This window comes from Brevibacillus sp. WF146 (genome assembly GCF_001673705.2).
Lineage (GTDB): Bacteria > Bacillota > Bacilli > Brevibacillales > Brevibacillaceae > Brevibacillus > Brevibacillus thermoruber.
Genome location: NZ_CP109943.1, coordinates 2,732,715 through 2,758,243, shown reverse-complemented (window position 1 = coordinate 2,758,243; position 25,529 = coordinate 2,732,715). Strand labels below are relative to the sequence as shown.

Genomic DNA, 25,529 nt, shown 5'->3' with positions numbered 1-25,529 from the left:
CACTAAGGGTAGCGATCTTGATAAAGGAGGTTACTTCTCCATGGCAGCGACCATTTTGTACGGGAAGGACATCGCACAGGACATTCGCGCCGAATTGGCGAACGAAGTGGAAGAACTGAAAAAACAGGGCGTAGTGCCGGGCTTGACGGTGATTTTGGTGGGGGATGACCCTGCCTCCCATTCCTACGTTCGCGGCAAGGAGCGGGGGTGTCAGGAGGTGGGCATCCGCTCGGAGGTCATTCGGAAAGACGCTTCGATCAGCGAAGCGGAGCTGTTGGACATGATTCATCAGTTGAATGGGAATCCGAACGTTCACGGCATTTTGGTACAGCTTCCGCTGCCGCCGCACATCTCCGAGAAAGCGGTGATCGAAGCCATTGCGCCGGAAAAGGATGTGGACGGCTTCCATCCGCTCAACGTCGGCAACATGATGATCGGATACGACACGCTGCTTCCCTGCACGCCGCACGGCATCGTGGAATTGATCAAACGGACGGGAACGCCCATCGCAGGCAGGCACGCCGTCGTGATCGGCCGCAGCAACATCGTGGGCAAGCCGGTCTCCTTCCTGCTGCAGCAGGAAAACGCCACGGTGACGATGTGCCACTCCCGCACCGTGGACCTGGCCGCTCACACCCGGCAGGCGGACATTCTCGTCGTGGCGGCGGGCAAGCCTCATCTGATCGGCAGGGAACACGTCAAGCCGGGGGCGGTCGTGATTGACGTCGGCGTCAACCGGATCGAGACCGGCAAGCTGGTCGGGGATGTCAAGTTTGACGAGGTGCGGGAGGTGGCCGGCTTTCTCACGCCCGTTCCCGGCGGTGTCGGCCCGATGACGATCACCATGCTGCTGAAGAACACCGTCGCCGCTGCCAGAAAACAAACCGCCCGGTAAGGGAGGGAGCGCATGGACACGCGACACGTATTCACGGTCAGCGACTTGAACCGATGCATCAAGCAGGTACTGGAGAGGGAACAGCGCCTGCAGGACGTCTGGGTGCGGGGGGAAGTGTCCAATTTTACCCACCACACCAGCGGCCACATGTATTTGACGCTGAAAGACAGCCAGTCCCGCATCAAAGTGGTCATGTTCGCCAGCTACAACCGCTTTTTGCGCTTTTTGCCCAAAGATGGAACCAAGGTGATTGTCCGCGGTTCCATCTCTGCCTATGAGCGGGACGGCACCTATCAACTGTACGCCCGGGAGATGCAGCCGGACGGGCTGGGCTCCCTCTATTTGGCGTTTGAACAGTTGAAGGCGAAGCTGGCCGCCGAAGGCCTGTTTGCCCCGGAACGAAAGCGGCCGCTGCCGCCCTTTCCCAAGCGCGTCGGCGTGGTCACGTCGCCGACGGGCGCGGCCATTCGCGACATCTGCACCACGATTAGACGGCGCTACCCGCAGGCGGAGATCGTCCTGTCTCCGGCGATCGTCCAGGGGGCTGAGGCTCCGGCGTCGATCGTGGCGGCGATTCACATCATCAACCAGCAGCCTGACATCGACGTGCTGATCGTAGGCAGGGGCGGCGGCTCGATCGAAGAGCTGTGGGCCTTCAACGACGAGCAGGTGGCGCGGGCCATCGCCGCATCCCGGATTCCGGTCATCTCCGCGGTGGGGCACGAGACCGACGTGACCATTGCCGATTTTGTCGCGGACGTGCGGGCGGCAACCCCGACCGCGGCCGCCGAGCTGGCCGTGCCGCATTACCTGGAGTGGGTGGAACGGGTCAAGCAGCTCGACGCCCGCATGCACAGGGCGCTGCGCGGGCGGCTGGCCTCCGAGCGAAAACGGCTGGAAACCCTCACGCAATCGTACGCCATGCGCCGGCCCAAGCGGCGGGTGGAAGAAGCGCAGCAGCGCCTGGACGACGTGCAGATTCGCATGCGGCAGGCGATGAAGCAACTGTTGACCCGCCGCAAGGAGCGGTTTGAACTGGTGGCTGCCCAGTTGAAACGGTACCGGCCAACGGAAGCCGTTGCGGAGCGCAGGCGGGCTGTCGCCGCGCATCGGGCTCGCCTGGACGAGCTGGTCCGGCAGCGGGTGACGGAGGTGCGGATGGCGTTTGCCGCCCGGATCGGCCAACTGGATGCGCTCAGCCCGTTGAAAGTGATGCAGCGCGGCTTTTCCCTGGTATACGCCGACGGGCGGTTGATCAAGTCAGTCGACCAGTTTGCCCCCGGAGACGCGCTCGTGGTACGATTAATTGATGGCAGTGCTCAGGCACGCGTGGAACAGATTTACCGGGAGGAGAAGCGTAATGGCGCGGAAGAAGACGGATCAAGAGACTGACATGCAGTTTGAAGAGGCGATGAAGCGGCTGGAGGAAGTCGTCCGTCGTCTGGAAGAGGGGGACATCGCGCTGGAGGAGGCGATCGGCCTCTATCAGGAGGGCGTGACGCTTTCCCGCATCTGCAGTCAGAAGCTGGATGCGATCGAAGCGAAAATCACCCAGTTGGTGGAAGAAGACGGTCAATGGAAGCAAAAGCCGTTCCACGTGGAGGGCGAAGCGCAATGACCGACTCTTTCGCCTCCTACCTGACAGAAAAAACGGCGTTGATCGAAGAACACCTGCTTCCCGGTCTGGAACGGGACGGCGTGCCTCATACGCTGTACGAATCGATGAAATATTCCCTGATGGCGGGCGGCAAGCGGCTGCGTCCGATGCTGGTGCTGGCGGTGCTGGAAGCGCTGGACAAGCCGCTGAAGCGGGGGATTCCCTACGCTGTCGCGCTGGAAATGATCCATACCTACTCGCTGATTCACGACGACCTGCCGGCGATGGACGACGACGACCTGCGCCGCGGCAAACCGACCAATCACAAGGTGTTCGGGGAAGCGACCGCGATTCTGGCCGGGGATGCGCTGCTGACGCGGGCGTTTGGCTACATCGCCGAGGCCTACCTGGAAGATCCCGAGGTCAAGCCGGAGACGACGGTCCGGCTGATCGCCGAACTGGGCAAGCGGGCCGGTTCCGCCGGGATGGTCGGCGGGCAGATGGCTGACATCGAAGGGGAAGGCAAACGCCTCAACCTGGAGGAATTGGAGTACATCCACCGGCACAAGACCGGGGACCTGCTGATCGCCGCGCTGCGCGGCGGCGGGTGGCTGGCCGAGGCCACGCCGGCCCAGATGGACGCGCTGACCCGCTATGGGCTCTGTATCGGACTGGCGTTTCAAATCCAGGATGACATCCTCAACGTGGAGGGGGATGAAGCCCAACTGGGCAAGGCGGTGGGCAGCGACGCCGACCGGCAGAAGGCCACCTATCCCGCGCTGCTCGGCCTGGAGGCGTCCAAAGAGCGGCTCGTCCGGCTGATCGAGGAGGCCAAAGCCGCGCTTGCCGACGCGGGGTTGGAACACTCGGCCTTGACTCCTCTGGCCGATTATGTGATGAACCGGACGAAGTAGACGGGTCGGGCATGCACGTCCTGGTCCTTTTGAACCACCTCCAATCGACAAAAGCTGGCTTTCCGCAGGGGGAAGCCGGTTTTTTTGTTCATCTTCCCCGGAGATGGCAGTCCGTGTGTTGGTGCCAAAAGGTGGGCGGAATGGCGCCTCTGGCAGATGAAAGTGGTGTTTTCGCCGAGAAACCGTTATAATGAATCAAGCTGAACGAAGCGGATGTTTGCGTGTTGATTTGGATTGCAGCATGCCAATTGACGGAGAACGACTGGAAAGTGAGGAATCAAAATGCTGCTGACGACCGTCAACAATCCTCAGGATTTGAAAACGTGTTCGCTGCCCCAGCTTTATACGCTGGCCGGCGAAATTCGCCAGTTTCTCGTGGAAACCTTGTCCAAAACGGGCGGCCACCTCGCTCCTAATCTGGGCGTGGTGGAGCTGACGCTCGCGCTGCACTACGTGTTCAACAGTCCGGAAGACAAATTGATCTGGGACGTAGGCCATCAAGCCTATGTACATAAAATCCTCACCGGCCGCCGCGAACTGTTTCCGACGCTGCGCCAGTACAAGGGATTGTGCGGCTTTCCCAAGATGAGCGAAAGCCCGCATGACGTCTGGGAGACGGGACACAGCAGTACGTCCCTGTCCGCCGCCATGGGTATGGCCACCGCGCGCGATCTGAAAAAGGAAAAGCACCATGTCGTGGCGATCATCGGGGACGGTGCCCTGACCGGGGGGATGGCGTTTGAAGCGCTGAACCACATCGGTCACGAGCGGAAAAACGTGATCGTGGTCTTGAACGACAACGAGATGTCGATCGCCCCCAACGTCGGCGCGCTGCACAACTACCTGGGCAAGCTGCGTTCCGCCGAAAACTACCGGAACGCCAAAAAAGAGCTGGAGCACCTGCTGAAATCGATTCCCGCCGTGGGCGGCAGGCTGGCCCATCTGGCGGAGCGCTTCAAGGACAGCATGAAGTATTTGCTGGTCTCCGGCGTTCTATTCGAAGAACTGGGCTTCACCTACATCGGACCCATCGACGGCCACAACCTGGAACTGCTGCTCGACTCGCTGAAGACGGCCAAGCAGACCAAAGGGCCGGTACTGATTCACGCCATTACCAAAAAAGGAAAGGGCTACGCCCCCGCCGAGGCCGACTCCGTCAAGTGGCACGGCATCGGAACGTACAAGATCGAGTCGGGCGACACGCCGAAGTCGGCTCCGACGTACACGTCCGTTTTTGCCGACACGATGATCCGCCTCGCCGAAGCGGACGAGCGGATTGTCGCCGTGACGCCGGCCATGCCTGCTGGTTCCGGACTGCTTAAGTTCGGTGAGCGGTTCCCGGACCGCCTGTTTGACGTGGGCATTGCCGAGCAGCACGCCTGCACCTTTGCCGCCGGCCTGGCGACGCAGGGGCTGAAGCCGGTGTTTGCGGTCTACTCCACCTTTTTGCAGCGGGCGTACGACCAGTTGATTCACGACGTGGCGCGCCAGAAGCTGAACGTCATCTTCGCCGTCGACCGGGCCGGCCTGGTCGGGGCAGACGGGGAGACGCACCAGGGTATGTACGACATCGCGTTCATGCGGACGATCCCCAACATGGTGATCATGGCGCCGAAGGACGAGAACGAGCTGCGCCACATGATGAACACGGCGGTGGCCTACGAAGACGGCCCCATCTCGTTCCGCTACCCCCGTCTTGCCATTCGCGGCGTAAAAATGGACGAGGAGCTGCAGGTGCTGCCGATCGGGAAAGCGGAAGTGGTCCGTGAAGGGAAGAACGTCGCCATCCTGTCGTTCGGCCACGTCTTCGAACTGGCGGAGGCAGCGGTGGAGCAGCTCAACCGCGAAGGCATCCAGCCGATGCTGGTCAACGCCCGCTTCTGCAAGCCGCTCGATGAGGAACTGCTGTTCCGTCTGGCCCGGGAAGGCTACGACATCGTCACCGTGGAAGAAGGAGCGGCGATGGGCGGTTTTGGCAGCGCCGTTCTGGAATGTCTGGCAAAGGCCGGGTTCCATGGTGTGCGCGTGGACGTGGTGGCGGTGCCCGACTACTTTGTGGAACACGGCAGCGTGAAGGAACAGCGTGAGGAAGTGGGGCTGACGGCAGACGCCATCGCCGCCCGCGTGCGCGCCCTGCTGCCGATGACGAGGGGCGTCGTGGAAGCATGAAAAAAGAACGGGTAGACGTGCTCCTCGTCGAGCGGGGTTTGTTTGAAACCAGGGAAAAGGCCAAGGCCGCCGTGATGGCCGGACTGGTGCTGGTGGGCGGCGAGCGCTGCGACAAGCCGGGGACCAAGATTCCCGAAGACACGCCCATCGCCGTCAAGGGAGAGGTACATCCCTACGTCAGCCGCGGCGGGCTGAAGCTGGAAAAGGCGCTGCGGGTGTTCGGGATCGATCTGAACGGCCGGGTGATGATGGACATCGGCGCGTCGACCGGCGGCTTTACCGACTGTGCGCTGCAGCACGGCGCGCGCCGCGTGTATGCGATTGACGTCGGGTACGGACAGCTCGCATGGAGCCTCCGTCAGGACGAGCGGGTCGTGGTGATGGAGCGCACCAATTTCCGTCATATGGATCCGGACGCGTTCGAACACGAACGGCCGGACGCCGCCTCGATCGACGTTTCCTTCATCTCGCTGAAACTGATCCTGCCCGTTCTGTACCGCTTCCTGCAGCCGGGCGGGGATGTGGTTGCTCTCGTCAAGCCGCAGTTTGAAGCGGGCAAGGAGAACGTCGGCAAAAACGGGATCGTCCGCGACCCGGACATCCATGAAGCGGTGCTGGTCGACATCGGCCAGTTTGCCGTCAGCATCGGGTTCTCGCTGCAGGGGCTGGATTATTCTCCCATTACCGGAGGAGAGGGGAACATCGAATTTCTCATGCACGCGCGAAAAAGCGAGGGCGGCCTGACTCCGGATGCCTGGCTTCGGCGCGCGGCGGAAGTGGTGTCCGCGGCCCATCGCGAATTGAAGTAAGGTATGGGACAAAAAGCCTCGATCGCGGTTGAATCGAGGCTTTTTTTATATGCATGAAAAGTTGTATACTTGTATAAGGATTTCCAACCAACGACGTTTGGGGTGGGCCATATGAAAACGATTGGTATCGTAGCAAACAAAGGGAAGCCGGAAGCCCGCATCGTGGCCAGGGAGCTGATGTACCTGCTGGAAGCCAGAGGGGCCCGCGTTCTGCTTGATGAACATATTGCCTCCGATGTGGGCCGTCCCGAGCTGGCGGCCGCGCTGGAAAAGATCGGCCGGGAAGCGAAGCTGCTGTGCGTCTTGGGCGGCGACGGTACGCTGCTCGGGATTGCCCGCCAGTTGGCCGGCCGTTCCCTGCCGATTCTCGGCATCAATTTGGGGACGCTCGGCTTTTTGTCGGAAGCCGACCCGGACGATTTGCCGGAAGCCGTGGACAACCTGCTCTCCGGCAAGTACGACATCGAGGAGCGGACCATGCTGGAGGCGACGCTGGTGCGAAACGGGGCGGCGCTGGCCAGCTACACCGCGATGAACGACATCGGCATCGCCAAAGGCTCGTTCTGCCGGATTATCCAATGCGCCGTCTACGTGGATGACGACTACGTGGCGACGTTCAGCGGCGACGGCGTGATCGTCTCCAGCCCGACAGGCTCGACCGCCTACTCCCTGTCGGCGGGAGGGCCGATTGTCGCGCCCAATGTGGACATGCTGCTCCTGACACCGGTGGCCCCGCACTCGCTGACCGCCCGTCCGATGGTGCTGTCGGCCAATCAGGTCATCCGGATCGAGGTGGATGCGATCCACCAGGAGATGGGGCTGTCCATCGACGGACAGTTCGGCTACCGGCTGGAAGGCGGCGACCAGATTTTCGTCAAGAAGTCCCCGCATGTCACGCCGCTGATCAAGTGGAAAACAGGCGGCTTTTTTGAAGCGATTCGCACGAAACTACAAGGTGAGTGGGAGTAATGGCAATGAACAAAGGACAACGACACATTCGCATTCGGGAAATCATCAGCAATTACGAGGTGGAGACCCAGGACGAACTGGTGGACCGTCTGCGGGAAGCCGGGTTTAACGTGACCCAGGCGACCGTTTCGCGGGACATCAAAGAGCTGCATCTGGTGAAGGTGCCGCTCCCGGACGGACGGTACAAATATTCGATGCCCGTCGAGCAGAAGTTCAACCCGATCCAAAAGCTGAAGCGGATGCTGGTGGACTCCTACGTGAGCATCGACTACGCCGACCACTTCATTGTGCTGAAAACATTGTCAGGCCACGCCAATGCCGTAGCCGAGCTGATCGACAACCTGTCCTGGGAGGAAATCATGGGCACCATCAGCGGCGACAACACCATTCTCATCATCTGCCGCTCGAAGGAGAACTCCCGGGAAGTCACCCAGCGCTTCCTGGACATGCTGTAAAGGTGGTTGCACACAATGCTGTTGGAACTGTCCATTCGCAATTTTGCCATCATCAAATCGGTCACGATTTCCTTTCAACGGGGACTGAACATCCTCACGGGGGAGACCGGAGCCGGGAAGTCGATCATCATCGACGCGCTCGGCCTGCTCCTGGGCGGACGAGCTTCCGCCGACTTTGTCCGGTACGGGGAGACGCGGGCCGAAGTGGAAGGGCTGTTTGAACTGCCCGCCGGCCACCCGGCGCTGGCGCTGTGCGAGAGCTTCGGCGTCGCCGTGGAGCAGGACGGCACGCTGGTCGTGCGCCGCGACATCTCCAGCCAGGGCAAGAGCATCATCCGCATCAACGGCCAGTTGGTCACCCTGGCGATGCTGCGGGAGCTGGGGCCGTGGCTGGTGACCGTGCACGGCCAGCACGACACCCACATGCTGATGCAGGCGGATAAGCACATCAACTGGCTGGACGCGTACGGCGAAGCGGAGCTGGGCGCGGCCAAGCGGGAGTACGGCCAGCTCTATGCCGCCTACAGCAAGACCAGACAGGACCTGGAGCGGATGGCCCGCAACGAGCGTGAGCTGGTGCAGCGGATCGATTTGCTTCAATACCAGTTGAACGAGATCGAAGCGGCCGCCCTGACGCCGGGTGAAGACGAGAAACTGCTCCAGCAGCGGAAAAAATGGATGAACATCGAAAAGGTGTACGCCGGCATTCAGGATGCCTATCGCGCCCTGTACGGGGATCAGCGCGGATTGGACTGGCTCGGCCACGCGATGAGCGAGCTGGAGCGGATCGCGCCGTACGAGGAGCAGCTCGCGCCGATTGTGGAAGTGGTCCAGAGCGCATACTACCAGATGGAAGACGTGGCGCAGCAGCTTCGTCAGCTCAGCGACCAGCTTGACTTCGAACCGGAGCAGTTGGCGGAAGTGGAGCGGCGGCTTGACCAGATCCAGAACCTGAAGCGCAAGTACGGCAAAAACGTGGACGACATTCTGGAGTACGCCGCCGCGATCCAGGACGAGCTGGACGAGATGCAGCACTACGAGGATCGCCTGCAGCAGTTGGAGCACCGGCTGACCGAGCTGGCGGCCGATCTGGCCGTGGAAGCGCTGGAACTGTCCGTGATCCGCCGCGAATGCGCCGAGCGGCTGGCTCGGGAGATCGAGCAGCAGTTGAAAGATCTGCACATGGAACGGGCCCGTTTCGCCATCGACGTCCGCCGGGTGCCGGATGAGGACGGGATTGAGCTGGAAGGGGCCAAATGGCGCGTCGATGCAAACGGAATCGATCAGGTGGAGTTTCTCATCTCCCCCAACCCGGGCGAGCCGCTCCGGCCGCTGGCCAAGATCGCGTCCGGCGGCGAACTGTCCCGGGTCATGCTGGCGATCAAGACGATCCTGGCCGGTACGGATCAGGTCCAGACGCTGATCTTCGACGAAGTGGACACCGGCGTGAGCGGCAGGGCCGCCCAGGCGATCGCGGAGAAACTGGCCCGCGTGGCACAAAAGCGGCAGGTCCTCTGCATCACCCATCTGCCGCAGGTGGCATCGCTGGCCGACGCGCATTTTCTGATCCGCAAGGAAATGAGCGAGCACGAGACGATGACGGTCGTCCAGCGCCTCTCCGACGAAGAGCGCGTCAAGGAGCTGGCCCGGATGCTGGGCGGCGCCGAAGTCACGGCCAAAACCGAAGAACACGCCCGCGAGATGATTCTGCTCGGGCAACAACGAAAAGCTGTCAACGGAGATTGACAGCTTCAGATTGCAGACAAACTCCCTTGTTGCCATTGGCAGTAGAGGGAGTTTGTCCTGTATGTATTCGAAAGTGAAGCGGAAATGAAGGGCATTGCACCTCCCTTTGCCTGACTTCCATAGCCAATTGGCCAGTTTTTTTAAATTCATACAAGCAAAGACAAGCATCGCCTGCATTGTCACTTTTTTCAGTCCTCGTAAAGTGGTCCAACGCAAACCATGCTTCTCCTTTAAATCCGCAAATACGCGCTCAATGGTTTCTTTTCTGCGTGCGTAAAGGCGTTTATTCACTTCGGTATGTCGCAGATGCTCCACTTCGTCTAGGTAATCCGCCCAAATATGACGACTGACTCGCTTCACAGCCTCCCGGCTCTCTGTACACTGGGGGCGGAATGGGCAATGGTTGCATTCGCCTGGGTCGGAACGGTACATACGGTAGCCGTCACGAGTGGTGGTTTCGTAGGTAAGAACCTGTCCGGCAGGACAGATGTAGCAATCAAAGTATTCATCATACACGTATTCATGCTTTCGAAATAACCCTTCCTTCGTGTGAGGACGGGTGTAAGGCATCACGGGGCGAATTCCTTCATCCAACAGGCACTTGCTAATGTAAGGCGTTTTATATCCGGCATCTACTGCCACGGCATCCGGTTTTCCTACGCGTTCCACGGCTTGTTCGAAAACATCCGAAAAGGCCTGACTGTCATGAACGTTAGCCGCCGTTACCACGGCACTAACGACAAAACCATGTTGGTCGCTTGCTGCATGAAACGAATACGCAAACGTCTGCTCTTTTTCGTTTTTGACAAACCAACCGCTGTCGGGGTCAGTACTGCTTTGTTTCACCTCCTTCCAGGCTGTTTCAGTCTTTTTTGGCAATGGCTTCTTTCCATGCTCCACGCGATCCTGGTTCAATTCTTCTTCAAGGAGTTCCTGATACTTCTTCCGCTCTTCCTGCACAAGTTGTTTGATGTATTTGTTCTTGTTCGCACTGGCTTTTACGTGGGTGGAATCAATATACAAGACCGAGGGATCTACAAATCCGTGATGGCAAGCCTCCTCGAGAATACGGGTAAAAATCTTTTCAAACAGATCGGTTCCTTGAAATCGCCGTACGTAGTTTTTCCCGAACGTCGTGAAGTGGGGAATCGGTTGTGTAAAGTCGTAACCCAGAAACCACCGATAGGCGATGTTTGTTTCGATCTCTTTGATGGTTTGTCGCATGGAACGGATTCCAAACAGGTACTGGATGAGCACCATTTTGATGAGGACGACGGGGTCAATGCTGGGTCTTCCGTTGTCGAGAGAGTACCGGTCTTTCACCAAGTCGTAGATAAAAGAAAAGTCGATGGCATTTTCGATTTTTCGAACAAGATGATCTTGTGGAACCAATTCATCTAATGAGACTACAGATATCTGATAACGGCCTTCGGCCTGTTGCTTGTTCAGCATGCTTCCACCTCTACACAGCGTTGAATGTCATGTTTATTCGACAAAAAAGCGTGTAGACCTTGTACCTTCGGTACTTTGTCTACACGCTGAAGCTGTCAACGGAGATTGACAGCTTTTTTTGTACTGGTGCGGATGGCGTCAGGAAAGCATGCGCGTGGGTGATTTTCCTGACATAATCCGCAAGGGCCCAGGCAACATTATAACTACACAAGGTGGAGGTGTATCAGGTAGGTGTAGGTAGGGAACGGTAGGAGTGATTGCTGGTGATCCGTCACAACAGAAGAAAATGGATGGGAAGTCTCCTTCTCCTCATCACGGCGCTCGTCGTGAGTTCCACCCCGTTCCGCGGCCTGTCTTCTTTCCCCCATGAATTGCGCTTGATGGAAGGTTCACTGCAACAGCTTCGCGTCTCCGTGCCCGTCATGGGGACGTTGATCAACAGCAACCCCGACATTTTGCACGTAAACGGAGCAGAGACGCGGGAAGTCGCCGTCGACCTGAGCAAACCGCTGTCCGTCGAGCCGCGCCGCGCGGGTGAGGCACAGCTCCAGGTCAAGTGGCGCAGCGTTCCACTGACCGCCGTTAAAGTAAACGTGCTGCCCGATTTGCGGGTCATCCCCGGGGGACAATCGATCGGCGTCAAGCTGCAGACGGCGGGCGTGCTCGTCGTCGGACACCATCTCGTGGACACAGGCAAGGAAAAGGTATCGCCCGGGGAACAAGCGGGTATTCACGTCGGGGACATGATCGTCAAGATAAACGACCTGTACATCAACGACATGAATGACCTCAAGAAACTGGTCGGTGAAGCAGGGGCACGCAACACCCCCGTACAACTGCTGGTCGTACGCGGCAAGGAAAAGCTCAACATGACCCTGTACCCGGCAAAAGACAGAAAAGACAACGAGTACCGCATGGGTCTCTACATTCGCGACTCCGCGGCCGGTGTCGGTACGCTGACGTTCTACGACCCCAACTCCAAGGCGTACGGCGCGTTGGGTCACGTGATCTCCGACGTGGATACCGGACAGGCAATCGCCGTGGGAGACGGCCAGATCGTGGCGGCCAGCGTAACCTCCATTGAAAAAGGACAGAGCGGCAACCCGGGGGAGAAGTTCGCCCGCTTTTACAACGAAAGCGAAGTCCTGGGGACGATCACCAAAAACACGCCGTTCGGCATCTTTGGCAAGATGAAAGAGAAGCCGAAGCGCAGTTTGTACAATGAGCCGATGCCGATCGCCCTAGCCGAGCAGGTGCAGGAGGGGCCGGCCAAAATTCTCACGGTGGTGGACGGCCAGAAAGTGGAGGAGTTCGCCATTGAGATCGTCAATGTCGTCAAGCAGCATTTCCCCGCCACGAAGGGCATGATCATCAAAATAACGGACAAGCGCCTGCTGGAGAAAACCGGCGGCATCGTCCAGGGGATGAGCGGCAGTCCGATCATCCAAAACGGAAAAATCGTCGGGGCGGTCACCCACGTGTTTGTCAACGATCCCACCTCGGGGTACGGCTGCTACATCGAGTGGATGCTGCAGGAGGCCGGCATCCCCGTCCGCTCGCCGCAAGCCAAAACGCCGATCGGGAGTGCAGCGTAGCGTCAAGACAGCACAGCATGCTTGGTGGAACCGGCACGAACGCGCGGCTTCGCGAAGCCCAGTCAGCACGCTCCATAGCCGTCAGCGCTCTCCCGTTGGGCGCGGCGGCTCTTCTCTATGGGGGCGTCCCGGAAAGGATGGGCAAACAGGCCAGGTGGAGAATGGCCCGTGCGGCGTGTAGAGGAGAAGGCGTCCTGCCGCATCCGGCCGCGTCTTTCGCGAATGACGGCCGGATGGGAACCATAATCTGGCGAAAAGCGGTTGCGATTTGTCGAAATATCGGAAAAATCATTCAATCTTTCGTCATTGGCAGGAATGAACTGGGGTTTGTCGAATAATTTTTCATGTGAAAAGATGGTTTGGACATATTCCGATCGTTTACATACTTCTGAGATCACCAATTCCACCTTCTTTCCCAAACAGACCGTTGATTGTAAGGAGGAACGACCTTGAACAAGATTGATGTGTTGTTGGCAGATGATAATCGGGAATTTGTGAACCTGCTGGAAGAGTACATCAGCAGCCAGCATGACATGAATGTCATCGGGGTGGCGTACAACGGCAACGATGTCATTCGCCTGCTGCAGGAGCGCGTGCCGGATGTGCTGATTCTCGATATTATCATGCCGCACCTCGACGGCCTGGCGGTGCTGGAGCAGATTCAGGCCATGCGCCTGTCGCCGCAGCCGAAGATCATCATGCTGACTGCGTTCGGTCAGGAAGAAATCACGAAAAAAGCAGTGGAACTGGGGGCCGCCTACTACATTTTGAAGCCGTTTGACATGGAAGTGCTGGCCCAGCGCATCCGCCAGATGACCAGCAGCAAGCCGACCGGTTCGTTTATCACCGCCGTCAAGCCGCAGACGTCGCTGGCGGTGAGAGGGCGCAATCTGGATGCCAGCATTACCAGCATCATTCACGAAATCGGTGTGCCTGCCCACATCAAGGGGTATTTGTACCTGCGCGAAGCAATCACGATGGTGTACAACGACGTGGAACTGCTCGGCTCGATCACCAAAGTGCTGTATCCCGACATCGCCAAAAAGTTCAACACGACGGCCAGCCGCGTGGAACGCGCAATCCGCCACGCCATCGAAGTCGCCTGGTCGCGCGGCAATCTGGATTCCATCTCCAGCCTGTTCGGCTACACCATCTCCAACACCAAGGCCAAGCCGACCAACTCCGAGTTTATTGCCATGGTCGCCGACAAGCTGCGGATTGAAGCAAAGATTAGCTGAGAAGGAAGAAAACAGATGTAGCAAGGGATTTTGAGAATTGGAAACGGATTACATCCAGAACAATTTCGACTTCTAATATCCGAAAATGCCAATAAACTTCTGAACAGCAATACAACGAATACCGCTTGTTTATTGGTTCCGTAAAACCAATGAAGAAGTGGTATTTTTTTATGGCCGAATGAGGGGGGATGCAGATGGATCGTTTAATCATTGAACCAAAGAAAGGGATTGGCATCATACAACTTGGCATGCCCAAAACGGAGGTGGATGAGTGTCTTCAGGTCTATACGGATACATACGAAATCACCTATGAGCAAAATCCTCGCAACTTCCACATGAAAGGTGCGATTCGATCTTGTTTTCAACTAGAATATGACTCCCATGGAAAGGTTACCTTTATTCAAGTTTCCTCTGGTTTAAAGGATGTACTTTCATGCGTATGTATGGATATGGATGTGTTTCATACGAAAGCCGAGGAGCTTATCGCGGAACTGGATAAGATATCAAAATATGATCGTGACCATAAGGAGTTAGGGTGGACGTATGATTTCCCTGAATGGGGGTTGTCTTTTTGGCGATCAAACATATGTAAAGAGGAAGATTTGCAAGAAGAGTGGTGTAAACAACTGCGTCCGGAAATTCAAGAAGATGAAAAGAAATATTTATATTTTGAATGTGTAAGCATTCGATGTGTGTAGTTTACAAAGGGCGGAGTGATCCCCTTTTGGACCGATTCCGCCGAATCGTATCTGATACGACGAAAGACGAAAAAATCAACACTGAACCAAAATTGCCACGGAACCGCAAATACGTAAACAGACGCAGCATACAGTGAAAAGACAAGGAATGGATGACCTTTTCTTAGGCAAACCTGCCCGTAACTATTCATGACGGAATCCGGGAAAGATCCGGTGTCAGCCAATTGCCTATTCATCATGAAAGAACTTCCTGTGAATCTGTTATCCGCCACCGAAGCCCTGCCTGAAGCGATGGAAAGCGCACAATTTCCTATTGATATATTCATAAAGGTCACTATAATCAAGCTAGAATGAAAAAAGTTTGATTCCATGGAGGATTCCTGTGCCGATGACCTACCAAAAAGTGAATATCTCTTCCGAAGACGATATTTATTTTGCGTTAAGTACCGTTCGTCATTTTATGAAGCAGCTCCCTTTTTCCGAGTCAGATCAGCAGAAGATTTTCGTGAGTGTTTCGGAGTTAACCCGAAATATATTGGATCATGCCTACAGCAAGGGACTTTTTTGTTGTGAATTGCTCGATCAGGGAATACGTTTTGTCGTTACCGATGAAGGGCCGGGAATTCTCCATGTAGAGGACGTTGTCAACGGCAAAAAGAAATCGTCGTCGCGAGGATTGGGACTCGGCTTATCCGGCGTGAAGCGATTGATGGATGAATTCCAAATTGAGACTTCGACGAGAGGAACGAAGATCGTTGCGATCAAATGGGCAGGAAAGAAACTATAAAGCACCAAAGACGGATGATACCTTGAGCCGCCTTGCCTCCATCGGTCAAATCGCGGCGGGAATCGCGCATGAAGTGAGAAATCCGTTAACAGCGGTGAAGGGATTCTTGCAGCTTCTCCAAGAAGAGATTTCCCATGGGTATTTGGATATTGCCTGCTCCGAACTGGATCAGGCGATTGCGACGCTGCAGGATTTATTGCAGGTTTCCAAACCTGATTTGGAAGAGGAGTCGTATATTTCGATCAATCTCTGTTCTGAATTGGAGTCGCTGCTCTATTTGTTTCAGGATCAAATCTATCGGGTTCAAATTGTCCGAAACTTTCGCAATAGTGATGAAGTCATCTGCGGAAAACGAAACCAGTTGAAGAAGGCCTTTTTCAATCTCTTGAAAAATGCGTTTGAAGCCATTCCCCATGAAGGCATCATTTCAATCGAACATTACCGAATGGGTGACTTCGTTTTCGTCAGCATTTCGGACACAGGGGTCGGTGTACCGCAGGAAAAGCTTCAACTGTTGGGAACCCCCTTCTTCACAACAAAAGATGAAGGGACGGGAATGGGCCTGACGCAGGTGTTTTCGACCATCTACCAGCATGGAGGCACCATCGATGTAAAGAGTACAGAAGGCATCGGCACGACATTCACCATTCAATTTCCCATTGAAATGATCGAACAAATTGGAGTGATGAATTTGAATATGCAATACGTCGAAGGTCAAAGTTTTCAAGAATATTTTGTGATGAATCAGGATCGTTTTCATGAACTGTTTGCCCACGAAACGAAAGGGACGAATCAGCTCATTGAAGCCTCCATGTACAATATCGATGTACAGGACATTTTTGACAGAATGGCCAAACTCCTGGTCGAAGAGCGGCAGCATGAACTGACCATACTCGCGAAGGAACTCGGAAAGACTGGTGCACGGAATGATGTTCCGCTCGTCATTAAACTGGAATTGATTCAGGCATTTCGCAAGGTGTATTGGAATCTGTTACATAACTATTATCAGCATGTCGGTCTTGACATGGAAGGTGTTTTCCAACTTGGCATCAAAACGAATTTTATATTGGATCATTACATTTTTCACTATTTCTCCAGTTACATCGAGTACAAGGATGAACTGCTTCGTTCCCACCGCGAAACGATTGATGACCTGTCGGTTCCCATTATTCCGTTATCCGCTTCCATGGCGGTGCTGCCCATCGTCGGCACACTGGACACCTATCGGGCGAAAAAAGTGCAGGAGCGGACACTCAATCAAATCGCCAGCCTGAAAATACAAAAAATCATTATCGATTTATCGGGTGTGGCGTTTATGGATACGGCCGTGGTGGGCCATTTGTTTCGCATCGTGGAAGGAATCGGGCTGCTCGGATGCAAGGCGATCATCACCGGGATTCGCCCGGAAATCGCGAACACCATGATCGAATTGGGCATCGTGTTTACGGAAAAGGTTGACACCAAGGCCACGCTGCAGCAGGCCTTGGAGGAATATCAATAAATAAAAGGGAAACGCTTTCCTGAAATCTACCCCTTTCAAACGTGACAAGGGGTTCCTTTTTTCTGAGCCCCCATCCTGCAAGCCAGCACGTTGTGTTGGAGGGCGGTTCTCCCTTCCATGAATGTGTTGATTCGTCCCTTCTTTCTAGTACAATGAAGGAATAACACTTGCTAAGGCTGGTGATCACGAATGACCAAACTGGAAGAGATTCTCACGTTTAACCGCGAGTTTGTCGCTCGTAAGGAATACGAGGCATTCAAGACAACCAAATTCCCGGACAAGCGTCTGGTGATCCTGTCCTGTATGGATACCCGGCTGGAGGAACTGCTGCCCAAGGCGATGAATTTGCGCAACGGGGATTTCAAGCACGTGAAGAGTGCGGGGGCGATCGTCTCCCATCCGTTTGGCAGCGTCATGCGCAGTATTCTCGTCGCGCTGTACGCCTTGAACGCGGAAGAAGTGATGGTGGTGGGCCATTACGACTGCGGGATGAGCATGATCTCCGCCGAAGACATGCTGAACAAAATGAAACAGCAGGGGATTGCGGCCGAGACGATTTCCCTGCTGCAAAACGCCGGGATCAACCTGAAGACCTGGCTGCGCGGCTTTGACAGCGTGGAGGAAAGCGTGAAACGAAGCGTGGAGGTAATCTCGAACCACCCGCTGCTGCCGCGCCGGGTACCGGTGCACGGCCTGTTGATCAATCCGGAAACCGGACAGCTTGACCTGGTCGTCAACGGCTATGAGAGAATCGCTGCAGACGAGTAAGCGGCGTTCGGATGTCATAACCCGGAGGCGTTTCATGACAAAAGGCATTCACTGGCTCCTGGGGCTGCTCGGGGTGGGGGCGCTGTGCGGAGCCTACGGATACGGGTGGGAACGGCACCAACTGGAGGTGGTCTCGCTCCCGGTCTCCCTTCCCGATTGGCCGCAGGCGCTGAAAGGCGTCCGTATGGTCCATTTTAGCGACACGCACCTGGGACCGTACTGGGGAATTGAAGAACTGCGGCGGGTGGTGGACCTGATCAACCGGGAGAAGCCCGATCTGATCTGCTTTACCGGCGACCTGGTGGACAAGAGCACGCGGCTGCTGTCAGCGGCGGTTCCCGTGCTGCGGGCGCTGCAGGCGCCGCTCGGCAAGTTTGCCGTGCTGGGCAATCACGACTGGCGCTACGAACAGCAGGCCGTCATCCACCAGGCGCTCTTGGATGCGGAATTTCAGGTGCTGAACAACCGGCATGTGCGGACGGAACACAAAGGGGCCGGTCTCTATGTGGCCGGCGTGGACGACGTGCTGCACGGCACGCCTGACCTGGCGGGGGCGTTGGCGGGCATTCCCGCAGGCGAACCGGTGATCCTGCTTGTGCACGAGCCGGATTTTGCCGATGAGGCGGCGCGTTTTCCGGTCCATCTGCAGTTGTCCGGCCACAGTCACGGCGGACAGGTGCGGCTCCCGCTCATCGGCCACCTGGCGACTCCCGAGCTGGGCCAAAAATACGTGTCCGGCCTGATGCAAGCGGGCGAGCGCGGGATGCCGGTCTACACCAACAGGGGATTGGGCACGACCATTCTGCCCGTCCGTTTTCTCTGCCGGCCGGAAGTGACCGTCCTCACGCTGGTTTAGTAGGCGTCCTTGATCCACTGGACGAACCGCTGAAACGCGTCGTCCTCCTTTTTGGCATGCAGGTAGGCAATCAAGGTGGGGCGGGTCAGTTCTCCGCCGGCGATGTCCATGGCAATCAGCCGTCCCGCGTCCACCTCTTCCCGGATGGTTCGTTCCGGCAGCATGGTTACACCAAACTGCTGGAGGACCATTTTTTTTACCGCACTGAAACTGTCCAGTTCCATAATCACGTTGGGAAATACGCCGTGCTGCGCCAGGAACCGGTCAACCCGCTGCCGGAACGGCGCGGTGTGGTCGCCGAAGGCTATCACGGGCTCTGCCCCCCAGCGGGAAAAACCGGGGAATCCGCCGGCCCACGGATGCTCGGGAGCGGTCACCAGGAGAATCCGGTCGCTCGGCAAGAACTCCTGATGGATGTGAGGGTGGTACACCTCGTGGCCGAGAAAGGCGATGTCGGCGGCACCGGTCAGGAGGGCGGAAATCGATTCCTCGTAGAGCGTGGAGCGGACGAAACAGGTAAAGTGCGGGTGGGCGCGGCGGTACTCGCCGATCAGGCGGGGCAGCTCGTACGACGCGAACGCTTTGCCGGCGACGATGGTCAGCGCCTGCCGTTTCTCCCTGTGCTGGGAAAATGCACGGAGCTGCTCGACGACGGCGGCCGCGACCGGCAGAAGGCGCCTCCCTTCCCCGGTCAGGCTGACACCTGTAGCGGTGCGGACGAACAGCGGTGTGCCCACTTGCCGTTCCAACTGCTTGAGCCGGTGCGTCACGGTGGATTGGGCGAGAAACATGGCGTGGGCCGCCCGGTTCAGGGAGCCGTGGCGGGCGATCGCCAAAAACACCTCCAGGCTTTGCAAATCCATGGGAACCTCCTGAAACCATGTCGTCTTCGCTGGTTATCGAATTCATTGATGGCTCGTAATCCATATTCTATAACAAAGCTGCGCGTTCATGGAATAGGATGGGAACAGGAGGTGGTCCCGATGAGACGGGAAGACGACGTGAAAACAACGGTTCAACAACAATTCGGCCGGGATGCGGAGGCGTATGTGACCAGCATGACGCACGCCAAGGGGGAGGACTTGCCGCTTTTGGTCGAATGGCTGAAGCCGAACGGCGATTGGGTGGTGCTGGATGTGGCGACCGGCGGCGGCCATGTGGCCAAAACGCTGGCTCCGCACTGCCGCTTCGTGGTGGCGACCGATCTGACTGTACCGATGCTGGAGGCGGCGGCCAGGGCCCACCGGGAGGCCGGATTGACGAATATTGTGCACGTGCAGGCGGACGCGGAACAACTGCCGTTTTTGTCCGAATCGTTTGACGCCGTGTGCTGCCGCATCGCCGCCCACCACTTTCCCGACCCGGCCGCTTTTGTCCGCGAAGCGTGCCGCGTTCTTCGTCCGGGAGGATTGTTTTTGCTGATCGACAACGTGGCGCCGGAGGAACCGGAGCTGGCCGCGATCGTCAACCGGGTGGAGACACTGCGCGACATCAGCCACGTGCGCTGTCTGTCGGTTGCGGAGTGGCAGCGCCTGTTTCAGGAAAACGGCCTGCGGGAACTGCAAGACCGCCTGCGCCGGAAGCGCTTCCCGTTTCCGCAGTGGGTGGCCCGCACCGCCTCATCCAAGGAGCAGGAGGAAGCGGTGGAGCGCTGCCTGCTGGACGCGCCGCAGGCGATGAAAGCGTACTGGAATCTGGACGTACAAGACGGACGCGTCCAATCGCACCAGATCGACGAGTGGATGGTCCTGTGCAAAAAAGGAGGCGAATGAGATGAGCCATCGGTGGATCGGATTGGATCACGTGCAGGTGGCCAAGCCGGCCGGATGCGAAGAGGAGGCCCGCCGCTTTTTCCGCGATGTGCTGGGCATGCCGGAGGTGCCGAAGCCGGAAGCGCTGCGCAGGCGGGGAGGGGTCTGGTTTCAATGCGGTTCGCAGACGGTGCACGTCGGTGTCGAGGCCTCCTTTGCTCCTGCGAAAAAAGCGCATCCCGCGTTTCTCACAAGCGATCTGGAAGCCCTCCGGCAGCGTTTGGAGGCGGCCGGAGTGACGGTCCGGGAAGGGGACGAGATCCCCGGCGTCAAGCGCTTCTTTGCCGACGATCCGTTCGGCAACCGGCTGGAGTTCATGGAGCGGATCGATTCATGAGCATCGATTTCCATGCGGCACAGAATCGCCATGCGTACGCTGGCCGGCGGGCGGACGAGAGCTGGACGGAGGCGATCCGCGGATGGCTGGACCCGTCCGGCAAGCGCGTGGCGGACATCGGATGCGGCGGCGGGATATACACCAGAGCATGGGCGGAAATGGGAGCGTCAGCGGTGGTCGGCGTTGATTTTTCCGAAGTCATGCTGGAGGCAGCCAAAGAGACCTGTCGCGACTGCCAAAACGTGACATTTCTTCGCGGCGACGCCCTGCGGACGGGGATGGCGGGGGAAAGCACCGACGTGGTGTTTGCCAGAGCGTTGATTCATCATCTGGACGAGCTGGACGGGTTCTTTGCCGAAGTCGCCCGTCTGCTCGTTCCCGGCGGTCTGGCGATCGTGCAGGATCGGACGATGGAGGACGTGGCCCTGCCGGGTTCCCCCACACATCTGCGCGGGTACTTTTTCGCCCGGTTTCCGCGTCTGCTGGAGCTGGAAAAGGGGCGCCGCCCCGCCGATGCCGATGTGCGGGAAGCGATGCGGACAGCCGGGTTTCGAACGATTCGCACGCATGTGCTGTGGGAGACTCGGCGCGTCTATCCGGGATGGGAGGAACTGACGCAGGATTTGCTCCAGCGGACCGGGCGATCGATTCTGCACGCCCTCTCTGACGAAGAGCTGCGCGCGCTGGTCGATACCATGAAGGAGCCGCTCGCTTCAGGCGGGGCCATCGTGGAACGGGATCGCTGGACCATCTGGATAGGAGCGAAACAATGAGACACACTACCAGTATCCACCCTTCCCCAGTGGCCCCACAATTGTGAAATCGTTTGTCACAATTCCGATACGACTTGTATACCCGTGGGCGATTCTATATAATGAAAGTGCCATTCTATTCCTGCGCGTCATTTTTTTAAAGGAGTTGTCTTTCGGATGAAAATTACGCTGTTCGATATCCTGATGTTCGTGTTCACGTTCTTCATCGCACTGGGCGTGTTCCGTTCCATGAAAGCCAAAAACAAGTTTGCGGTCGGATTCGGATTGCTGTCCCTGGCTGTTTTCCTGTTCGCAGACGGACTGATTATCTACTACGCGACAAAAGGTGTATAGGGGGCCATCCTCGCGTTCACGGGGTCATTCGCGAGGGGGACGAAAGCGGTTGCATGCGGAGGCTGCGCAAATTGCGCGGCCTCCTTTTCTTTTCCCGAATTGCATGGCCGACGGAAATCATTAGCATACTAGGGATGGAGGTGGGACAGGTGGGCAAGCGCAGTGCTACCGGCATGTTTGCGTGCGCGGCCACGATCGCGGCCGACCGCAAAACCAAACAGCTTTGCAAACGGCTTCAGCCCCGGCAAATCGCCCTGGTGGATCACGCCGATGTCGATGAGGTGGCGGCCCGTTCGCTGCTGGAAGCCAACGTGCAGGCCGTGATCAACCTCTCCCCGTTCATGACCGGCACCTACCCCGCGGAAGGGGCGATCAGACTCCTGGAAGCGGGGATTCCCATGTACGAAGTCGTCGGCGGCCACAGCGGCCTGGTGGAAGAGCTGGATGGCAGGCGGGCGGCGGTGTCGGGCGATGCGCTGCTGGTGCACACCGACGGGCAGTGGCGTCCGGTCGCCGCCGTTCGGGCCGTCACCGCCGATGGGATCGCGGCGAAGCGGAGGGAGGCGGACGAACGCTTGGACGACGTGCTGTCCGAGTTTATCGACAACACCCTGCAGTTCGCCGGACGGGAAAAAGAACTGTTTCTCCATCCGCTGCGCAAGCTACCCTTGGTCACGCGGATGGCGGACCGGCATGTGGTGGTGGTCGTGCGCGGCAGACATTATCGGGAGGATTTGCGGATGCTCTCATCCTACATCCGCGAGTGCCGGCCGGTGCTGATCGCCGTGGACGGCGGGGCGGACGCGTTGATGGAGTGCGGATACACGCCCGACCTGATCGTTGGGGACATGGACAGCATTTCCGACCGCGCCCTGTGCTGCGGGGCGGAGGTGGTGGTCCACGCCTTTCCCGACGGCAGCGCGCCCGGACGGGGGAGGGTCGAGGCGCTGGGTCTGCGCTATCACCTGCTGCCCGCGCCGGGGACCAGCGAAGACGTCGCGATGCTGCTCGCCTACGAGGAACAGGCGAAGCTGATCGTCACGATCGGCTCGCATTCCAATATGATTGACTTTTTGGAGAAAGGACGCAAAGGCATGGCCAGCACCCTGCTGGTACGCACCAAAATCGGGCCCAAGCTGATCGACGCCAAGGGCGTCAGCCAGCTCTACCAGCCGCGCTGGTCGTGGAACTGGTGGGCGCTGATGATCGCCGCCACACTGGTTCCGGTTGCGGCCGCTCTGGCGGTCAACCCGGTCGCGCGCCACGCCGTGCAGATGTGGTGGGTGCAGTGGCGCAGTTGGGCATTTTAGGAGGCGACGGAATTGATTCACTTTCGTCATCACCTGATTTCGCTGGCCGCAGTGTTTCTCGCGTTGGGTATCGGGATCCTGCTGGGGGGAACGGCCGGACAATCGTGGTTTGCGATGAAGGAACAGGAAGTCCTGAAGAACATGGAAGTCAAATACGACCAGGCGCTGCGCAGCAACAGCGAGCTGAAGCAGCAGCTAAACCGGATCTTGGTGGAAATGGAGCGGAGCCACGAAGAAGTGGAGCGGCTGTTGGCCACCCGGTATGCCGATGAGCTGAGGGGAAGCAGCGTGTACGTCTGGCATGCGGATCAGCAGCGAATGGGGCGGCTCAAGCAGATGTTCCGCTCCGTCGGGGTAAACGTGCTGTCCTACCGGGAGGGAAGCGTGCCGCTGGACGGGCCGCTTCTGGTCTTTGGCCCCGTGCAGCCGGACTGGTTGGCGAAGCTGCCGCGCGACTGCCGCTGGCTGTACGCGGAAGAGGTGCCCGATTCGCCGGCCAAACAGTGGGGGTTGTTGGAAAACGTGCAAAAGCTGCTGACGGAAATGAGGGAGGCGCGTGAAAACAGTTAGCGTGGTTATTCCCGCCTACAACGAGGCCGACTCCATCGTTCCCACGCTGCGGGCTGTCCGCGAGCGCGTCACCTGCGACGAACTGATCGTCGTCGACGACGGCAGTACGGACGGGACGGGCGAACTGGCGGACGGCTGGGCCGATCTGGTGATCCGACTGCCGCGCAACCAGGGCAAAGGGGGGGCGCTGCAGACGGGCTGGCGGCGTGCCGGCGGTGACATCGTGCTGCTCTTGGACGGCGATCTGCGGGAAAGTGCGGCGGAAGCGAACGACCTGCTCGCTCCCGTCCTCGCCGGCGCCTGCGACATGGCAGTGGCCGTACTTCCCGCTCCGGCGAGAAAGGCGGGCGTGGGATTGGCAAAAGGGCTGGCGCATCACGGCATCCGGCTGCTGACCGGGTATCGGGCACGGGCGCCGCTGTCGGGGCAGCGGGCCGTTCGCCGCCAGGTGCTGGAACACACGGGGCGTTTGGACACGGGCTTTGGCATCGAAGTCGGGCTGACCATCGATGCGCTTCGAGCCGGGTACCGGGTGCTGGAGGTGCCGGTCGCCTTTTCCCACCGGCAGACCGGAAATGATTGGGCCGGTTGCTGTCACCGGGGAAAAGAATTTTTGGCGATCGGCCGGGCGCTCGGGCGCAAATGGTGGGAGGGAGGCATGTGGACGCGAAACTGATGGCGCTGCTGTCGCTCGGCGTCGGCGTCCCCGCGGTCGGGCATTGGCTGCTGTTTTCCGCCTTTCTGGAGAAGCTGCGCCAGCGGGGCATGATCCGCAAGAATTACAGGGGCGAAGACGTGGTGACGGGAGGCGGCGTGGCGGTCTTTTGCCATGCAGCCGCCGCGCAGGCGGCCATGCTGCTCGTCTGCCTGATTGCCGCCGAAGAGCCTGCCATGCTGCGCGTGGGCGTTTTGTTCCTGGCCGGCTCGGCGTCGATGGCGTTTTGGGGCTGGCTGGACGACTGCAGTTCCGACAAAGCGGTAAAAGGCTTCCGCGGCCACCTCGGCGCGCTCTGGAAGGAACGGCGCATGACCGGCGGCATGTGGAAAGCGTGGGGAGGAGGGAGCACGGCCCTGTTGGTCAGTCTCGCCCTTTACGGGGAGACGCTGCCGGCGCTTGCAGCCGCCGGCCTGCTGGCGCTGTCGCCCAACGTATTGAACATGTTTGACCTGCGGCCGGCGCGCGCGCTCAAGGTGTTCGCGCTGCTTGCGGCCGTGGCCGTGGGGGGCGGGGCGTTTGCGGCAGGGGCCGCGCCCTGCTGGGTATGGATGGTTCCCGTTGCGGCTGCGGCTGCGCTGGTGTTTCGGCATGACGCCGCAGGCCGCTTGATGCTGGGCGACACGGGAGCCAACTACCTGGGGTTCGCGGCTGGGTTCGGCCTCGCGACCAACCTGCCGCTCGCCGTGCAGATTGCCATCCTGCTCGTGTTTGCGGGCCTCCACCTGCTGGCGGAATTCGTTTCCTTTTCCCGCGTGATCCAATCCGTCGGCTGGCTGAACCGGCTGGACCAGTGGGGCCGTCCGGCCGAAACGAAATAGAACCAGGTCGTCACGCCTGGTTCTTGTCTTCGTCGTCCTCCGGATCGCGTTTCATGAAGCGGGGCTGTACGCGGTTCCGCTTCCGGTCGTGGTGCAGGATGAACCCGCCGATAAAGCTGACGGGACCCACGAACAGCAAAAGGCCCAGCAGCAGCTTTCCCCAGAGAAAGTCCACGTCGGGGGTTACGGAGTAAAAAAGCGCATCGCGGATCAGTTTGATTCCGTACATGGCGAGCGCTGCAGGAATCACCATGATCAGGAGCGCGATCAGTTTTTGGCCGATCAAGGGCGTTTTCACCCCTTTCCAACTTGCTCCCTTCCCATCATAATGGATGGGTCGCCCCTTGTCCAACGGAACATGCGCCTGTCCAACCGGACGCGCATGGGGTACAATGGTAACAGTCTGATTT

27 protein-coding genes and 1 pseudogene are annotated in these 25,529 nt (G+C 58.4%); 24 read left to right on the top strand and 4 right to left on the bottom strand.

Translation table 11 applies throughout. The annotated features are described in order from the left end of the window. Window positions 1–40: 40 nt before the first annotated feature. The 9 genes from folD (at window position 41) to recN (ending at window position 9,554) form a co-directional block, all read left to right on the top strand. Complete coding sequence (gene folD, locus A6764_RS13670; protein ID WP_035297945.1) at window positions 41–895, top strand: bifunctional methylenetetrahydrofolate dehydrogenase/methenyltetrahydrofolate cyclohydrolase FolD; 855 nt, start codon at window positions 41–43, stop codon at window positions 893–895. Between the two features lie 12 nt (window positions 896–907). After that, the gene (xseA, locus tag A6764_RS13665) at window positions 908–2,287 is read left to right on the top strand and encodes an exodeoxyribonuclease VII large subunit (RefSeq protein WP_264622255.1); all 1,380 of its coding nucleotides are present in this window, start codon (window positions 908–910) and stop codon (window positions 2,285–2,287) included. Further along, window positions 2,256–2,513, top strand: coding sequence for an exodeoxyribonuclease VII small subunit (locus A6764_RS13660; protein WP_029099475.1), 258 nt, complete (start codon window positions 2,256–2,258; stop codon window positions 2,511–2,513). The genes xseA and A6764_RS13660 overlap by 32 nt, the downstream gene beginning before the upstream one ends. Continuing rightward, window positions 2,510–3,406, top strand: coding sequence for a polyprenyl synthetase family protein (locus A6764_RS13655; RefSeq protein ID WP_035297941.1), 897 nt, complete (start codon window positions 2,510–2,512; stop codon window positions 3,404–3,406). Before A6764_RS13660 ends, A6764_RS13655 begins: the two co-directional genes overlap by 4 nt. A gap of 282 nt (window positions 3,407–3,688) precedes the next feature. Further along, complete coding sequence (gene dxs / locus A6764_RS13650; protein ID WP_065066227.1) at window positions 3,689–5,575, top strand: 1-deoxy-D-xylulose-5-phosphate synthase; 1,887 nt, start codon at window positions 3,689–3,691, stop codon at window positions 5,573–5,575. Next, entirely contained in the window at window positions 5,572–6,384 is an 813-nt protein-coding gene (locus A6764_RS13645) for a TlyA family RNA methyltransferase (protein WP_065066228.1), read from the top strand. The genes dxs and A6764_RS13645 overlap by 4 nt, the downstream gene beginning before the upstream one ends. Window positions 6,385–6,495: 111 nt before the next feature. Continuing rightward, the gene (locus tag A6764_RS13640) at window positions 6,496–7,353 is read left to right on the top strand and encodes an NAD(+)/NADH kinase (protein WP_029099479.1); all 858 of its coding nucleotides are present in this window, start codon (window positions 6,496–6,498) and stop codon (window positions 7,351–7,353) included. Between the two features lie 5 nt (window positions 7,354–7,358). Next, on the top strand, window positions 7,359–7,808 hold the full coding sequence (gene ahrC / locus A6764_RS13635; protein WP_029099480.1) for a transcriptional regulator AhrC/ArgR: 450 nt from the start codon (window positions 7,359–7,361) through the stop codon (window positions 7,806–7,808). A gap of 15 nt (window positions 7,809–7,823) precedes the next feature. Then, a complete protein-coding gene (recN, locus tag A6764_RS13630; protein WP_065066229.1) occupies window positions 7,824–9,554 on the top strand; it encodes a DNA repair protein RecN in 1,731 nt (576 codons plus the stop codon). 114 nt (window positions 9,555–9,668) lie between these two features. Here the strand turns inward: recN and A6764_RS13625 are convergent. Further along, a pseudogene (locus A6764_RS13625) lies at window positions 9,669–11,006 on the bottom strand (IS1182 family transposase); the annotation flags it as partial. A gap of 263 nt (window positions 11,007–11,269) precedes the next feature. On the opposite strand from A6764_RS13625, the gene spoIVB reads away from it, so the two are divergent. Continuing rightward, window positions 11,270–12,601: a SpoIVB peptidase gene (spoIVB, locus tag A6764_RS13620; RefSeq protein WP_065066230.1), complete on the top strand. Its 1,332-nt coding sequence runs from the start codon at window positions 11,270–11,272 to the stop codon at window positions 12,599–12,601. 62 nt (window positions 12,602–12,663) lie between these two features. Here the strand turns inward: spoIVB and A6764_RS13615 are convergent, their stop codons facing one another. Continuing rightward, window positions 12,664–13,008: a hypothetical protein gene (locus A6764_RS13615; protein ID WP_264622254.1), complete on the bottom strand. Its 345-nt coding sequence runs from the start codon at window positions 13,006–13,008 to the stop codon at window positions 12,664–12,666. A 42-nt stretch (window positions 13,009–13,050) separates the two neighbouring features. On the opposite strand from A6764_RS13615, the gene spo0A reads away from it, so the two are divergent. The 6 genes from spo0A to A6764_RS13585 all read left to right on the top strand — a co-directional run bounded on the left by spo0A (window position 13,051) and on the right by A6764_RS13585 (window position 18,449). Beyond that, on the top strand, window positions 13,051–13,839 hold the full coding sequence (gene spo0A / locus A6764_RS13610; RefSeq protein WP_029099484.1) for a sporulation transcription factor Spo0A: 789 nt from the start codon (window positions 13,051–13,053) through the stop codon (window positions 13,837–13,839). Window positions 13,840–14,033: 194 nt separating this feature from the next. Further along, window positions 14,034–14,537, top strand: coding sequence for a hypothetical protein (locus A6764_RS13605; protein ID WP_065066232.1), 504 nt, complete (start codon window positions 14,034–14,036; stop codon window positions 14,535–14,537). 388 nt (window positions 14,538–14,925) lie between these two features. Continuing rightward, window positions 14,926–15,324: an ATP-binding protein gene (locus A6764_RS13600; protein WP_029099488.1), complete on the top strand. Its 399-nt coding sequence runs from the start codon at window positions 14,926–14,928 to the stop codon at window positions 15,322–15,324. Beyond that, window positions 15,293–16,825, top strand: a complete 1,533-nt coding sequence (locus A6764_RS13595; protein WP_065066233.1) for an ATP-binding protein — start codon at window positions 15,293–15,295, stop codon at window positions 16,823–16,825. The genes A6764_RS13600 and A6764_RS13595 overlap by 32 nt, the downstream gene beginning before the upstream one ends. Before the next feature lie 189 nt (window positions 16,826–17,014). Next, a complete protein-coding gene (locus A6764_RS13590; protein WP_065066234.1) occupies window positions 17,015–17,593 on the top strand; it encodes a beta-class carbonic anhydrase in 579 nt (192 codons plus the stop codon). Window positions 17,594–17,627: 34 nt separating this feature from the next. Next, complete coding sequence (locus tag A6764_RS13585) at window positions 17,628–18,449, top strand: metallophosphoesterase (protein ID WP_065066235.1); 822 nt, start codon at window positions 17,628–17,630, stop codon at window positions 18,447–18,449. On the opposite strand, the gene A6764_RS13580 is transcribed toward A6764_RS13585, so the two are convergent. Next, the gene (locus A6764_RS13580) at window positions 18,446–19,312 is read right to left on the bottom strand and encodes a LysR family transcriptional regulator (protein ID WP_029099492.1); all 867 of its coding nucleotides are present in this window, start codon (window positions 19,310–19,312) and stop codon (window positions 18,446–18,448) included. The genes A6764_RS13585 and A6764_RS13580 overlap by 4 nt on opposite strands. Before the next feature lie 120 nt (window positions 19,313–19,432). On the opposite strand from A6764_RS13580, the gene A6764_RS13575 reads away from it, so the two are divergent. The 8 genes from A6764_RS13575 (at window position 19,433) to A6764_RS13540 (ending at window position 25,119) form a co-directional block, all read left to right on the top strand. Beyond that, window positions 19,433–20,221, top strand: coding sequence for a class I SAM-dependent methyltransferase (locus A6764_RS13575; RefSeq protein WP_065066236.1), 789 nt, complete (start codon window positions 19,433–19,435; stop codon window positions 20,219–20,221). Window position 20,222: 1 nt separating this feature from the next. Next, on the top strand, window positions 20,223–20,597 hold the full coding sequence (locus A6764_RS13570; RefSeq protein WP_065066237.1) for a VOC family protein: 375 nt from the start codon (window positions 20,223–20,225) through the stop codon (window positions 20,595–20,597). Then, window positions 20,594–21,370 carry a class I SAM-dependent methyltransferase gene (locus A6764_RS13565; RefSeq protein WP_065066238.1) on the top strand — a complete coding sequence of 259 codons (777 nt, stop codon included), beginning with the start codon at window positions 20,594–20,596 and terminating at the stop codon, window positions 21,368–21,370. The genes A6764_RS13570 and A6764_RS13565 overlap by 4 nt, the downstream gene beginning before the upstream one ends. Before the next feature lie 156 nt (window positions 21,371–21,526). After that, window positions 21,527–21,703 carry a DUF2759 family protein gene (locus tag A6764_RS13560; RefSeq protein ID WP_065066239.1) on the top strand — a complete coding sequence of 59 codons (177 nt, stop codon included), beginning with the start codon at window positions 21,527–21,529 and terminating at the stop codon, window positions 21,701–21,703. A gap of 173 nt (window positions 21,704–21,876) precedes the next feature. Next, window positions 21,877–23,013, top strand: coding sequence for a putative cytokinetic ring protein SteA (steA, locus tag A6764_RS13555; RefSeq protein WP_065066241.1), 1,137 nt, complete (start codon window positions 21,877–21,879; stop codon window positions 23,011–23,013). Window positions 23,014–23,025: 12 nt separating this feature from the next. Next, window positions 23,026–23,583: a copper transporter gene (locus A6764_RS13550; RefSeq protein WP_065066240.1), complete on the top strand. Its 558-nt coding sequence runs from the start codon at window positions 23,026–23,028 to the stop codon at window positions 23,581–23,583. After that, a complete protein-coding gene (locus A6764_RS13545) occupies window positions 23,570–24,259 on the top strand; it encodes a glycosyltransferase family 2 protein (RefSeq protein WP_044897634.1) in 690 nt (229 codons plus the stop codon). Before A6764_RS13550 ends, A6764_RS13545 begins: the two co-directional genes overlap by 14 nt. Continuing rightward, the gene (locus tag A6764_RS13540; RefSeq protein WP_029099499.1) at window positions 24,244–25,119 is read left to right on the top strand and encodes a hypothetical protein; all 876 of its coding nucleotides are present in this window, start codon (window positions 24,244–24,246) and stop codon (window positions 25,117–25,119) included. The genes A6764_RS13545 and A6764_RS13540 overlap by 16 nt, the downstream gene beginning before the upstream one ends. 10 nt (window positions 25,120–25,129) lie before the next feature. Here A6764_RS13540 and A6764_RS13535 read toward each other — a convergent pair whose 3' ends face one another. Further along, window positions 25,130–25,405 carry a DUF2627 domain-containing protein gene (locus A6764_RS13535; RefSeq protein ID WP_065066242.1) on the bottom strand — a complete coding sequence of 92 codons (276 nt, stop codon included), beginning with the start codon at window positions 25,403–25,405 and terminating at the stop codon, window positions 25,130–25,132. Between the last annotated feature and the right edge of the window lie 124 nt (window positions 25,406–25,529).